Genomic DNA, 13,527 nt, shown 5'->3' on the forward strand with positions numbered 1-13,527 from the left:
CGCCTCTTCCTAGTAGGACCGTGGCAGACCGAGGGAATGCTGTGAGACGAAGTTGAGGATCATCTCGCGGCTCACCGGCGCGACACGGGCGATACGAGCCGCACCGAGCATGGCGGCCAGTCCGTATTCCTTCGTCAGTCCTGCGCCGCCATGCGTCTGGATCGCCTGATCGAGCGCCTTGATGCTGGCTTCGGCGGCGGCGTACTTGGCCATGTTCGCGGCTTCGGCAGCACCGAAATCGTCACCGCTGTCGTAGAGCACCGCGGCCTTCTGCATCATCAGCTTGGCGAGCTCGAGTTCGATCTTCACCTGCGCGAGTGGATGCGAAATGCCTTGGTGCGCACCGATCGGCGTCTTCCACACCGTGCGCTCGTTGGCGAACTTCACTGCGGCATTCAGGGCGTAACGGCCCATGCCGATGGCCATCGACGCACCCAGGATGCGCTCGGGGTTGAGGCCGGCGAACAACTGCATCAGGGCGGCATCGGCTTCGCCGACCAGAGCGTCGGCCGGCAGACGGACGTCGTCGAGGAAGAGGATGAACTGGTGGTCCGGTTCGATGATGTCCATCTCCATCTGCGTCTTCACGAATCCGGGAGAATCCGTGGGGACGATGAACAGAGCGGGCTTGAGCTTGCCCGTCTTGGAGTCCTCGGTGCGCGCAACGACGAGGACCGCGTCAGCCTGATCGACACCCGAGATGTAGATCTTGTTGCCGCTCAGGATCCAGTCGTCGCCATCCCTGCGTGCCGTCGTGGTGATCTGATGAGAGTTGGAACCAGCGTCGGCCTCGGTGATTCCGAACGCCATGATCTTGGAGCCGTCGGCGAGGCTGGGTAGCCACTGCTGCTTCTGCTCCGCCGTGCCGTACTTGCCGATGATGGTGCCGCAGATGGCCGGGGATACGACAACCAGGAGCAGACCGGCACCCTGCGCCGCCAATTCCTCCTGCACCAGCGCGAGTTCGTAGATGCCTGCACCGCCGCCGCCGTATTCCTCAGGCAGGTTGACGCCCAGGAATCCGAGTTTGCCCGCCTCGTTCCACAATTCGGTGAGCGGCTCCCCCTTTCGCGCCTTGGGCAGCACGTAGTCGACGTAGTTGAAGCGCTCACCCAGTTTGGAAACGGATGCCCGCAGTTCCTTCTGCTCTTCGGTTTCGATGAAACTCATCATGCTTCCTCTTCTGTAGCGGGTTCTTCCACACGTGCGAGTACCGATCCGACCTCGACCTGCTGGCCGACGGCGACCGGAAGTTCCACCAGGACACCGGCAGTCGGCGCGGTGACGGTGTGTTCCATCTTCATGGCCTCCAGCCACAGAATCGGCTGGCCGGCGGTGACGGTGTCACCGAGTGCGGCACCGAGGCGGATGACCGATCCCGGCATCGGAGCGAGCAACGAACCGGCGGCGACTTCTGCCGACGGATCCACGAAGCGCGGTGCTGCCGTCAACGCGACGGGTCCGAGCGAGGAGTCGACAAAAATCTCACTCCCGTAGGCCGCAACGTCGAACGAGCGCTGTACTCCGCTCTGCTCGAGCACTACCCGGGTCGCAGTTGCCGATACCAGGCGCACGTCGTCGAAGCCTTCTGCACTCAGCACGCCGCTTCGGCTCAGGGAGTAGCGGACGTCGTACTCGCCCGACGCAGTGGAGTAGCTCTTGCTCTGCGGCTGCGACGGGAGGTTGCGCCACCCGCTGGGCAAGCGGCCGATGACGCGGGCCGACGCCCGGTTGTGCGCGGCATCGGCAAGTGCCGCCGCCAGCGCCGAGAGTCTTTCGGCGGCGGTATCGGCCAAGGGCGTAGACAGCTTCTCGAGGTCGTGAGTCTCGAAGAAGGCAGTGTCGGTGTCTCCGGCAATGAAGGCGGGGTGGGCCAGGACGTTGACGAGCAGGTCGCGGTTGGTGCGCAGTCCGTGAATCCTGGTGCGCGCCAGCGTCGATGCGAGCAGCCGGGCAGCTGCGGTCCGCGTCGGCGCGTACGAGATGACCTTGGCCAACATCGGGTCGTAGTGGACGCCGACAACACTGCCGTCGACGACGCCGGAGTCGAGGCGAACGCCCTGCTCACGCAGAACACTGAATTCTTGCGGGTCACCGGGCAACTCGATGTGGTGGACGGTTCCGCTCTGCGGCTGCCAGTTCTTGGCGGGGTCCTCGGCGTACAGGCGCACTTCGATCGAATGCCCACGGATCTCCGGCTGATCGTCCGGAAGTGCTTCACCTGAAGCGACCTGCAATTGCAGTTCCACCAGATCGAGTCCAGTGGTGCACTCGGTGACCGGATGCTCCACCTGCAAACGCGTGTTCATTTCGAGGAAGAAGAAGTCGCCCTTCTCGTCGGCGAGGAACTCGACGGTTCCTGCGCCCTCGTAACCGATGGCGTTGGCTGCGAGCCGCGAGGCGTCGAACAGCCTGTCGCGCATGGCGGGGATGCGTTGCACGAGCGGCGACGGGGCCTCTTCGACCACCTTCTGATGCCGACGCTGGATCGAGCACTCGCGCTCCCCCACCGCCCACACCGCACCGTGGCGGTCGGCCATGACCTGGACCTCGATGTGCCGACCGGTCTCGAGGTAACGCTCACAGAAGACTGTCGGGTCGCCGAAAGCGGACTGCGCCTCACGCCGCGCCGCTTCCAGTTCGCCGTCCAGCGCCGACAATTCACGAACGACACGCATTCCGCGTCCGCCGCCGCCCGCCGACGCCTTGATCAGCACCGGCAGATGAGCCTCGGTCACCGCGGCGGGATCGAGTTCGGAGAGCACCGGCACTCCGGCGGCGTCCATGATCTTCTTGGACTCGACCTTCGACCCCATGAGCTCGATGGATTCGACGGGCGGGCCGATCCACGTCAGTCCCGCGTCGATGACGCTGCGCGCGAACTCCGCGTTCTCGGAGAGGAATCCGTATCCGGGGTGAATTCCGTCGGCGCCCGAAGCCTTGGCGGCGGCGATGACGAGCTCACCCCGCAAGTAGGTCTCGGCAGGCGTGTTACCCGGTAGGCGAACCGAAGCATCGGCTTCGGCGACGTGCGGGCTGTCGGCATCTGCGTCGGAAAATACCGCGACCGTGCCGATTCCGTTCTTGCGGCAGGTTGCAAAGACACGGCGGGCGATTTCGCCACGATTGGCGACCAGTACTGAAGTGATTGTCACGGCGTGCCTCACATACGGAAGACGCCGAAGTTCTCGGTGCCTTCGATCGGGGCGGTGGCGATGGCCGACAGGCACATTCCCACCACGGTGCGGGTGTCTCGGGGATCGATGACGCCGTCGTCGTACAGACGACCCGACAGGAACATCGGAAGTGACTCGGCCTCGATCTGGTTCTCGATCATCGCGCGCATGCCGGCGTCGGCCTGCTCGTCGAAGACCTGGCCGCGGGCCTCGGCAGCAGCGCGTCCCACGATGGAGATGACGCCGGCGAGCTGCGCACCGCCCATGACGGCGGACTTGGAACTGGGCCACGCAAAGAGGAACCGCGGATCGAACGCGCGTCCGCACATACCGTAGTGACCGGCGCCGTACGACGCTCCGAGCAGGATCGAGATGTGCGGAACCTTGGAGTTGGCAACCGCATTGATCATCATCGATCCGTGCTTGATCATGCCGCCCTCCTCGTATTCCTTACCCACCATGTAGCCGGTGGTGTTGTGCAGGAACAGCAACGGCGTGTTGGAACGATTGGCGAGCTGGATGAACTGCGTGGCCTTCTGTGATTCCTCACTGAAGAGCACTCCACGTGCGTTCGCCAGGATGCCGATCGGGTAGCCGTTCAGCTCGGCCCACCCGGTCACGAGGGAGGAGCCGTAGAGCGGCTTGAACTCGTCGAAGTCGGAGCCGTCGACGATACGGGCGATGACCTCACGCGGATCGAACGGGATCTTCAGGTCGGCCGGAACGATGCCGAGCAACTCTTCCGGATCCTCGAGCGGTTCGATGATCTCCGCGCGCGGCGCCGGCCCCTTCTTGGTCCAGTTGAGCCGCTTGACGATCGAGCGCCCGATGCGGATCGCGTCCTGCTCGTCGGCGGCGAAGTAGTCGGCCAACCCGGACTTGCGAGCGTGCATTTCGGCGCCGCCGAGTGCCTCGTCGTCGGATTCCTCACCGGTGGCCATCTTGACCAGCGGCGGGCCTGCGAGGAACACCTTGGAGCGTTCCTTGATCATCACGACGTGATCGGACATGCCCGGGATGTACGCACCGCCGGCCGTCGAGTTACCGAAGACCAGTGCAATGGTGGGGATTCCGGCTGCGGACAGCTGAGTGAGGTCACGGAACATACGCCCGCCCGGGATGAACACCTCTTTCTGCGTCGGCAAGTCTGCGCCGCCGGACTCTACGAGGGAGATCACCGGGAGGCGGTTCTGCATGGCGATGTCGTTGGCCCGGAAACCCTTACGCAGCGTCCACGGATTGCTGGTGCCGCCGCGCACGGTGGGATCGTTGGCGACGATCAGGCATTCGACACCTTCGACGACGCCGATACCGACCACGGTGCTGGCTCCGACCGGGAAGTCACTCCCCCACGCAGCGAGGGGACACAGTTCGAGGAACGGTGAATCCTGATCGAGCAGGAGTTCGATCCGCTCGCGTGCCAGGAGCTTTCCCCGCTTGTGGTGCCGCTCGGTGTACTTCTCACCGCCACCCGCCAACGCCTTGGCGTGCTCGACCTCGATCTCGGCGAGCTTGGTGTTCATGGTCGATGTTGCGGTCTTGTACACCTCGGAATTGGTGTCCAGTGTTGACCGGATGACACTCATGACTGATACCCCAATCGCTTGGCCGCGAGGCCGGTGAGGATTTCGGTGGTTCCGCCACCGATTCCCAGAATTCGCATGTCCCGGTACTGCCTCTCCACTTCGCTTTCCTGCATGTATCCGAGGCCGCCGAACAGCTGAACAGCTTGGTTCGCAACCCATTCGCCCGTCTCGACTGCCGTGTTCTTCGCAAAGCACACCTCGGCGATCAGATCGCCGTCACCGGCCATGTACCGCTCGATCACCGAGTGCGTGTACACCTTGGCGACGTCGATCTTGCGGGCCATCTCGGTGACGGTGTTCTGGACGGCCTGCCGACTGATCAGGGGGCGACCGAAAGTCTCACGGGCGCGGCACCATTCGAGCGTCAGCTCCAGGCAACGTTCTGCACTGGCATACGCCTGCGCGGCGAGCGCTACCCGCTCGGAGACAAATGCCTGGGCGATCTGCGCGAAGCCGCTGTTCTCTGCACCGACCAGATTCTCCACCGGAACCCGGGCGTCGACAAAGGAGAGTTCCGCGGTATCGGATGCGCGCCAGCCCATCTTCTCGAGTTTGCGCGAGACGGTGAATCCCGGTGTGCCCTTCTCGATCACGAGCAGTGAGACACCACCCGCGCCGGGACCACCGGTGCGCACCGCTGTAACGACGAAGTCCGCTCGAACGCCGGAGGTGATGAACGTCTTGGCGCCGTTCACGACGTAATGATCGCCGTCGCGCTTGGCTGTAGTTGTCAGGTGCCCGACGTCGCTGCCTCCGCCGGGCTCGGTGATGGCGAGCGAGCCGATCTTGTCGCCGCGCAGGGTCGGCTTGACCCACTTCTCGATCTGCGCCTCGTCGCCGGCCGCGATCAGGTGCGGCACCGCGATGCCGCAGGTGAAGAGCGATGCGAACAGCCCGCCCGACGCACCTGCCTGATGCATCTCCTCACAGATCACGATGGAGTCGACGGCGTCGCCGCCCTCACCACCGGCCGATTCGGGTGCACTGGCCCCGAGGAGTCCGAGAGCGCCTGCCTTGCGGTGCAATTCGCGCGGAATCTCGCCGTCGCGCTCCCACTGCGTCAGATGCGGCAGAATCTCCTGGTTCACGAATCCGCGTACGGTCTCGCGAAGCGCAAGCCTTTCCGGTGTGGTCCACACGGTCACCGTGAATCCTCTTTCTCGTCAGTTACGGGGAGTAGCGAAATCGGGATGTCGATGTGGCGCGAACGCAGCCATTCACCAATTCCCTTGGCCTGCGGATCGAACCGCGCCTGCGAGGCGACACCCTGACCGAGAATTCCCTCGATCACGAAGTTGACGGCACGAAGGTGCGGAAGCTGGTAGCGAGTGACGTTCAGGTCTACTGCTTCCGGTAGCAGTTCCTTGAGCATCTCGACGGTCAGTGTGTGCGCCAACCACTTCCACTGATCGTCCGTGCGAACCCAGACGCCGACGTTGGCATTTCCGCCCTTGTCGCCGCTACGGGCACCCGCAATCGTGCCGAGTGGTACCGACAGCGAAGACTGTGGCGGCAACGGCTCCGGACGCTCCGGTTCGCCGACGGGCTCGAGGTCCTGCGTCAACGTGGACGGAGCGATGTCCACGCGCGTGCCGTCCGGCAGTACGGCCACGTGCGGCACCGATCCCGCGTCGACGTAGCCGGGGGTGAACACTCCGTACGGTTGGCCGTTGCTCGGCGGAGCCGTCAGCGAGAAGCCGGGGTAGCTGGCAAGTGCCATTTCCACCGCAACCGCGGAGAAAGGGCGACCGATCACCTTGGGGTCGGAATCGCGAACCACGCAGCGCAGCAACGCACTCGCGGTTTCCTCGGTGTCGGAATCCGGATGATCCGTGCGAGCGAGAGTCCAGACCAGTTCGGCGGGCTTCTTCGTCAGCCAGGATTCGAGCTGAGTCTTCGCCAGATCGGCCTTGGCCTCGATGTCGAGACCCGTGAGGATGAAGGTGGCCTCGTTACGGAACCCGGCCAGCGTGTTCAGGGAGACCTTGTACTGCGGCGGCGGAGCCTCGCCCGTGACGCCGCTGATCAACACCCGGTCCGGGCCTTCCTGGGTGAGCACTGCGTTGTCGATGCGGGTCGTCACGTCCGGGCCCGCGTAGCGTCCACCGGTGATCTCGTACAGCAGCTGCGCCGTCACCGTGCCGACGCTCACCTCGCCGTCCGTTCCGGCGTGTTTGGTGATGACCGAAGATCCGTCCGCGTTGATCTCGGCGATCGGGAAGCCAGGCCGGCCCAGATTGGGAATCTCTGCGAAGAACGCGTAGTTGCCGCCGGTGGCCTGGGTTCCGCACTCGATGACGTGGCCCGCCGCGACAGCACCGGCAAGCTGATCGAAATCATCTCGCTTCCAACCGAAATGGTGAGCGGCCGGACCGACGATCACCGAGGCATCGGTGACCCGTCCGGTGACCACGACATCGGCGTCGGCCGACAATGCTTCGACGATGCCCCAGGCGCCGAGGTACGCGTTGGCCGTCAGTGGGGAGCCGAGTCCGAGTTCGTCTGCCCGAGAGATCAAATCGTCGCCCTCGACGTGGGCGATCTTCGCGTTCAACCCCAGCTTGGTGTTGACCTCGCGCAACGCGTCGGCCAGTCCGGCGGGATTGAGACCGCCTGCATTCGCGACGATCTTCACCCCCTTGTCGAGCGCAAGGCCGAGCGTGTCCTCCACCTGCCGCAGGAACGTCTTCGCGTAGCCGAGCGACGGGTCCTTCATCCGATCCCGCCCGAGGATCAACATCGTCAGTTCGGCCAGGTAGTCGCCGGTCAGGTAGTCGAGTTCGCCGCCCTCGAGCATCTCGCGCATCGCCGAGACGCGGTCGCCGTAGAACCCGGAGCAGTTACCGATCCGTACCGAACTCATTTGCCCACCTTCGATGCTCGTCCCTCATCGCTGGATCCGACGGCGGCTCGTCCCTCACCGCTGGGTCCGGCAAAGGCCTGCGCGAACCCGAGCCACTCGTCCGCATCGGCACCCACGGCGACCAGATCGAGATCGGCGCGATTGGCGCGCTGGGTGACCAGCAAGCAGAAGTCCAACGCCGGCCCGGTAACCTTCTGCGGCGCATCTTCCGGCCCCCAGGTCCAGAGCGACCCGTCCGGCGCGGTCAACTCAACCCGGAAATCGTCGGCGGGCGGCGTCTTCTCGTTGACCGAGTACGCGAAGTTTCGCGTCCGCACACCCAGGTGAGCGATGTTCTTGATGCGCGCCGTCGGAGCGCGTTCGACGCCGAGTGCGTCGGCAACGTCCTGCCCGTGCGCCCACGTCTCCATCAGTCGCGCGGTAGCCATGGAGACACCGCCCATGGGCGGGCCGTACCAAGGGAACTTGGTTCCGGCCGGGGCGGCGGTGAGCGCCTCGACGAGTGCGGTGCGCCCCGCTCGCCAATCGGCGAGCAACTCCGCCGGCTGGCGGGCCGCCTGTTCGGCAGCACCGTCGTCGACAAACCCTGCCGGGTTCACGAACGCCGCCTTCAACTGCTCCGCGAACCCGTCCGGGTCGGTGATCGCCAGGATCGCTGCACTGTCCGTCCAGTGCAGGTGCCCGATCTGATGTGCGATGGTCCACCCTTCCGCAGGCGTCATTGTCGCCCACTTCTCCTCGGGCAGATCCGCAACCAGGGCGTCGAGGCTCTCGCCTTCGGCCCGCAAGTCATCGATGAACGTCTGAAGTTCGGCCATGCGACCAGCATCACACCCACATCCATAAAAATCAAGCACGAATGATTGTTATTGCGAAATCCTGTGGTGAGAGACTGAGTTCAACTGCCATCGACAACCAGGAGCACCCATGAGCGACGCCGTACTGATCTCGCGAACCGGCGATGTGGTCACGTGGACCCTCAATCGCCCGGACACCCGCAATGCGATCTCCGAGATCGACATGATCGAGGCCCTCGAAGACGCAGTCACCGCGGTCAACCGAGATCAGAGTGTGCGCACGGTCATTCTGACGGGGGCCGGATCGGCCTTCTCCTCCGGCGGCAACGTCAAGCACATGCGAGACAAGGAGGGCATGTTCGGTGGCGCACCCGGCGAGATCCGCCAGGGCTACCGGCACGGCATCCAACGCATCCCGCTCGCGCTGTACACGTGTGAGGTGCCGACCATCGCGGCGGTCAACGGCCCGGCCATCGGAGCGGGCTGCGACCTCTCACTCATGTGCGACCTCCGCATCGCCTCGACCGCCGCAGTCTTCGCCGAGAGTTTCGTCAAGGTAGGACTCATTCCCGGCGACGGCGGAGCGTGGCTGCTCCCCCGCGCGATCGGTAACGCCCGCGCGGCCGAGATGGCGTTCACCGGTGAACCGATCGATGCTGCGAGAGCACTCGACTGGGGTCTGGTCTCGCAGGTGACCGAACCCGAGGAATTGCTTTCCGCAGCGCACGCTTTGGCAGCTCGAGTAGCCGCCAATCCCCCGCAGGTACTCCGCATGACCAAAAAGCTCCTCCGCGAGGGCCAGCACCAGAGCCTCGAGAGCTTGCTCGAACTCTCCGCCGCCATGCAGTCGATCGCCCACCACACCCGAGATCACCACGAAGCCGTCGCCGCGATGCTCGAGCGTCGAAGTCCCGAGTTCACCGGAGAATGAAGGCCGGCAGTCAGCTACTGCCGGTCGGAGCAGTCCTCACGTCGATACTGTCGCTCCAGTTCGGAGCGGCATTCGCGACGACACTGTTCTCGCAGATCGGGCCGGCCGGAGCCACGACGCTGCGGCTGACGATCGCCGCGATCATCCTCGGCGTCATCGTCCGCCCGCGATGGAGCAGATGGTCGAACCGGCAGCGCAAAGGCATCTTCGCGCTGGGCATCGCCCTCGCCGTGATGAACGGCGCCTTCTACCTCGCCCTCGACACGGTGCCCATCGGAACGGCCGTCACCATCGAGTTCCTCGGACCGCTCACCCTGGCCGCAGTTCTGTCTCGTCGGTGGGCCGACGGAGCATGGGTGCTGCTCGCCTTCGGCGGAGTGTTGCTGCTCGGGTTGGGCGATCACGGCGAATCCGGTTTGGACCCGATCGGGGTGATGTTCGCGTTGATCGCCGCTACTGCGTGGGCCGGATACATCGTGGCCGGTTCCCACCTGGCCGCGACGCTCCCGAGCGCCGACGGGTTGGCAGGCGCAAGCATCGTCGCGGCCGTATTGACGCTGCCCTTCGGCGTCGTCTCGGGCGGAAGTGAACTGCTGGATCCGACGATGCTCGCCGCAGGCGCAGCCGTCGCCGTCCTCTCGTCCGTCATCCCGTACAGCTTGGAAATGTGGGCGCTGCGCTCTCTAGCCAAGAAAGTCTTTGCCGTCCTCATCGCCCTCGAACCCGCAGCGGCCGCACTGGCCGGAGTCCTCGTGATCGGGCAAACGCTCGACGCATTCACACTCGTGGCCATCGCACTGGTGGTGACCGCGGGTGTCGGCACTGTCGTCATGAATCGAAAACCCACAGCGAAGTAGTCCAGGTACCGTCAGAGCACGTCATTCCAACGCACAGGAGAACCATGACCAACCCGATCATCGCCACCGTTCTCGGTAACACCCCGCAGATCGACGAAAGTGCGTTCATCGCACCCAACGCCACCGTTGTCGGCGCGGTGACCATCGCTGCGGGAGCCAGCATCTGGTACGGCGCGGTTATCCGCGGCGACGCAGAATCGATCTCCATCGGCGCTGACACGAACATTCAGGACAACTGCACCGTGCACGCCGACCCGACGTTCCCCGCAGTGCTGGGCGAACGAATCTCGGTCGGCCACAACGCAGTGCTGCACGGGTGCACCGTCGAAGACGACGTTCTCGTCGGCATGGGTGCCGTGGTGCTCAACGGCGCACACATCGGCTCGGGGTCACTGATTGCAGCCGGCGCCGTCGTGTCTCAGGGGATGCAAATCCCACCTGGATCACTGGTCGCCGGCGTGCCCGCCAAGGTCAAACGTGAACTCTCCGAAGGCGAAAAGGCCGGTATCACCGCCAACGGCGCCGGCTACATCATGCTCGCGAAGGCTCACCAGGACATCGAACAAGCCTGATCGAAACGACGCTCGCGGCCGGTAGCAGCAAGAGCAACGACTAGCCTCGGGGCCGCAACGTGCTGTTCGGCAACTCGGGTGCCGGGAGCGCCGGACCGTCGTATCCCGGCACGACGCCGAAACGCCGGTCCGGGACGCTGCCGTCGAATCCGGAGGCAAGCTCGGCCTGCCACTTGCGTCGATACTCGACGATCTCTTCGTGTGTACGGCCCATGAAGTTCCACCACATGATGACCTGCTCGCCCAACGGTTTCCCGCCGAGAAGTAGCAGTCGAGCCGGTTCGGATCCCGGATTGCGCAAAGTCAGTTTTCCGAAACCCGGTGCTTGATAACCCAACTCGGCCCAGCCGACAGTGGTACCACGCAGAACAACCGATCCTTGATCGACGATCACGCCGTGCTCATGTGAACGATCGACATCGAGGGCGATCTCGGCCCCAGGATCGAGAATCACCTCGGCACCGAGTAATTCGGTGAAGGTAGACACCGGAGACGTTTCACCGGCGAGCGAACCGAGGAACACACTGAGCGTGACACCATCGGTTGTCACCGGCTCCGGTCGATAGTGAACGAACGCGGGTGCGGTATCGCGCGCCGCATCCGGCAGGGCCACCCACAACTGCATCCCGTGCAGAACCTTCGTATTCGGCGTCGACACCTCGGAGTGCGCGATCCCACTCCCGGCCGTCATCAGATTCAGTTCACCCGGCCGCACCATCGCATGGGAACCGATGCTGTCACGGTGCTCGATCTCTCCGGTGAACAGCCAACTCACCGTCTGCAAACCGGTATGCGGATGCGGCGGCACATGCATGCCCCGTCCTGAGCCGACGTCATCCGGACCGTAATGATCTGCAAAACACCATCCCCCGATCAGCGAACGCTCGCGTTGCGGGAGGGTGCGTCGCACTCGCATGGCCCGCGGGCCACCGAGCGGTACGTCGCGCGGGGTGAGGATCTGAATCTCGCTCTCCGCCGGATGGCCTTCGCATTCCTGCTCGACGGGCTGCGCTTCGAGGTTGCTCATATCGTCCATCCTGCCTCCAGTCATGACTGCGCGAGACGCAGACGCGTGCACAATTCGGCCAACAGTCGAAGTTCATCCGCGTCCAGGGCCGGTCCGACGTGGCGGCGGATGCTCGCGGCATGACGGCGACCCACTGATTTCTGCAGCGCTGCACCCGTTTCGGTGAGTTGCACGATCGTCCCGCGGCGATCCTGTGGATCAACACTTCTCGTTACCAGACCTTCGCCCTCCAACCGTTCCACCAGGCGACTGAGCGAAGGCTGGCTCAGCAATATCTCCCGATTCAGGTCATGCAGGCGAAGGGAACTACTCGGCGCAAGACTCAGCGTGAACAGCACGTCGTACTCGCGCATCGACACCTGATCCCAGACGTCATCGGCAGAGAGCCGCCGCATCACCGACACCTGGGCGCGAAACAAGGCTTCCCAGGCGTCGGTGGCGAGTTCGGTGGTGCTGACCGGAACCTCAGGCGGTTGCTCGTCAGGCAGTGACACTGCTTGCCTCACGAGCCGCCTTCATCGACGCGTGAGTGGGCGGGTTGTCCGGCACATGTGCAGGCCGCCTGGCCGCGAACTCACGGCGCAGAACCGGAACAACTTCCTCACCGAGCAGATCGAGCTGCTCGAGCACCGTCTTCAGCGGCAGTCCGGCGTGATCCATCAGGAACAGCTGGCGCTGGTAGTCACCGAAGAAATCGGCAAACGCCAACGTCTTCTCGATGACCTGCTCGGGGGAACCGACCGTCAGCGGGGTCTGCTCCGTGAACTCTTCGAGTGAGGGCCCGTGGCCGTACACCGGGGCATTGTCGAAATACGGACGGAATTCCTTGACCGCGTCCTGACTGTTCTTGCGCATGAAGACCTGACCACCGAGACCGACGATCGCCTGATCCGCGGACCCGTGGCCGTAATGCTCGTAACGCCGGCGGTAAAGATTGATCAGCTCGATGTAGTGCTCTTTCGGCCAGAAGATGTTGTTCGCGAAGAATCCGTCGCCGTGATACGCCGCGATCTCCGCGATCTCGGGGCTGCGGATCGAGCCGTGCCACACGAACGGCGCGACGCCGTCCAGCGGGCGCGGTGTGGACGTGAATCCCTGCAGCGGTGTGCGGTACTCCCCTTGCCAGTTCACGACCTCCTCGTCCCAGAGCCGGCGAAGAAGTTGATAGTTCTCGAGCGCCAACGGGATACCGGCGCGAATGTCCTTGCCGAACCACGGGTACACAGGCGCGGTGTTTCCGCGACCCATCATCAGATCGACGCGCCCCTCGGCGAGGTGCTGGAGCATCGCGTAATCCTCGGCGATCTTCACCGGGTCGTTGGTGGTGATCAGCGTCGTGGACGTGGAGAGCGTGATCTTCTCGGTCTGGGCCGCGATGTATCCGAGCATCGTGGTCGGAGATGACGGCACGAACGGCTTGTTGTGATGCTCGCCGGTCGCGAAGACGTCGAGACCGACTTCCTCGGCGTGCTTGGCGATGGTCGTCATGGCCTTGATGCGCTCGTGCTCTGTCGGGGTCGCCCCCGTCGTGGGATCAGTGGTGACGTCACCGACCGTGAAGATTCCGAACTGCATGGTTGCTCCTCCGCGAACTAGATCCATGCGTTTGCATGTAACTGATCAAACATTCAACCATCCGGCTGTATTCCACGGCAAAAAGGTGAGGGCGGCACACAAGATGTGTGCCGCCCTCACCTGGACGAACGATCTACCGAAAA

General features: G+C 64.1%; 12 protein-coding genes. 3 read left to right on the forward strand and 9 right to left on the reverse strand.

Annotated features, from left to right (window positions below):
- Window positions 1-9: 9 nt before the first annotated feature.
- From ABIE52_RS12915 to ABIE52_RS12940, 6 genes are read right to left on the reverse strand one after another with little or no spacing between them, the layout of a single operon-like run.
- Window positions 10-1,170, reverse strand: coding sequence for an acyl-CoA dehydrogenase family protein (locus ABIE52_RS12915; RefSeq protein ID WP_003942033.1), 1,161 nt, complete (start codon window positions 1,168-1,170; stop codon window positions 10-12).
- A complete protein-coding gene (locus ABIE52_RS12920) occupies window positions 1,170-3,155 on the reverse strand; it encodes an acetyl/propionyl/methylcrotonyl-CoA carboxylase subunit alpha (protein ID WP_007728402.1) in 1,986 nt (661 codons plus the stop codon). The genes ABIE52_RS12915 and ABIE52_RS12920 overlap by 1 nt, the downstream gene beginning before the upstream one ends.
- Window positions 3,156-3,163: 8 nt before the next feature.
- Entirely contained in the window at window positions 3,164-4,762 is a 1,599-nt protein-coding gene (locus ABIE52_RS12925; RefSeq protein WP_003941989.1) for an acyl-CoA carboxylase subunit beta, read from the reverse strand.
- Window positions 4,759-5,907 (reverse strand): acyl-CoA dehydrogenase family protein, encoded by a 1,149-nt coding sequence (locus tag ABIE52_RS12930; protein WP_007728404.1) that lies wholly within the window; start codon window positions 5,905-5,907, stop codon window positions 4,759-4,761. Before ABIE52_RS12930 ends, ABIE52_RS12925 begins: the two co-directional genes overlap by 4 nt.
- The gene (locus tag ABIE52_RS12935) at window positions 5,904-7,625 is read right to left on the reverse strand and encodes an acyclic terpene utilization AtuA family protein (protein ID WP_007728405.1); all 1,722 of its coding nucleotides are present in this window, start codon (window positions 7,623-7,625) and stop codon (window positions 5,904-5,906) included. The genes ABIE52_RS12930 and ABIE52_RS12935 overlap by 4 nt, the downstream gene beginning before the upstream one ends.
- Complete coding sequence (locus ABIE52_RS12940) at window positions 7,622-8,443, reverse strand: TIGR03084 family metal-binding protein (protein WP_007728406.1); 822 nt, start codon at window positions 8,441-8,443, stop codon at window positions 7,622-7,624. Before ABIE52_RS12940 ends, ABIE52_RS12935 begins: the two co-directional genes overlap by 4 nt.
- 109 nt (window positions 8,444-8,552) lie before the next feature.
- On the opposite strand from ABIE52_RS12940, the gene ABIE52_RS12945 reads away from it, so the two are divergent.
- From ABIE52_RS12945 to ABIE52_RS12955, 3 genes are read left to right on the forward strand one after another with little or no spacing between them, the layout of a single operon-like run.
- Entirely contained in the window at window positions 8,553-9,353 is an 801-nt protein-coding gene (locus ABIE52_RS12945) for a crotonase/enoyl-CoA hydratase family protein (protein WP_003942035.1), read from the forward strand.
- Window positions 9,350-10,210, forward strand: a complete 861-nt coding sequence (locus ABIE52_RS12950) for an EamA family transporter (protein ID WP_042453112.1) — start codon at window positions 9,350-9,352, stop codon at window positions 10,208-10,210. Before ABIE52_RS12945 ends, ABIE52_RS12950 begins: the two co-directional genes overlap by 4 nt.
- 44 nt (window positions 10,211-10,254) lie before the next feature.
- On the forward strand, window positions 10,255-10,782 hold the full coding sequence (locus ABIE52_RS12955) for a gamma carbonic anhydrase family protein (protein ID WP_003941993.1): 528 nt from the start codon (window positions 10,255-10,257) through the stop codon (window positions 10,780-10,782).
- 40 nt (window positions 10,783-10,822) lie between these two features.
- Here ABIE52_RS12955 and ABIE52_RS12960 read toward each other — a convergent pair whose 3' ends face one another.
- From ABIE52_RS12960 to ABIE52_RS12970, 3 genes are read right to left on the reverse strand one after another with little or no spacing between them, the layout of a single operon-like run.
- Window positions 10,823-11,809 (reverse strand): pirin family protein, encoded by a 987-nt coding sequence (locus ABIE52_RS12960; RefSeq protein WP_192712119.1) that lies wholly within the window; start codon window positions 11,807-11,809, stop codon window positions 10,823-10,825.
- A 20-nt stretch (window positions 11,810-11,829) separates the two neighbouring features.
- A complete protein-coding gene (locus ABIE52_RS12965) occupies window positions 11,830-12,303 on the reverse strand; it encodes a MarR family winged helix-turn-helix transcriptional regulator (RefSeq protein WP_007728410.1) in 474 nt (157 codons plus the stop codon).
- Window positions 12,290-13,384: an LLM class flavin-dependent oxidoreductase gene (locus ABIE52_RS12970; RefSeq protein WP_007728412.1), complete on the reverse strand. Its 1,095-nt coding sequence runs from the start codon at window positions 13,382-13,384 to the stop codon at window positions 12,290-12,292. Before ABIE52_RS12970 ends, ABIE52_RS12965 begins: the two co-directional genes overlap by 14 nt.
- Between the last annotated feature and the right edge of the window lie 143 nt (window positions 13,385-13,527).

Origin of the sequence: Rhodococcus sp. OAS809 (genome assembly GCF_040546695.1) — a bacterium.
Taxonomy (GTDB): Bacteria; Actinomycetota; Actinomycetes; order Mycobacteriales; family Mycobacteriaceae; genus Rhodococcus_F; species Rhodococcus_F qingshengii.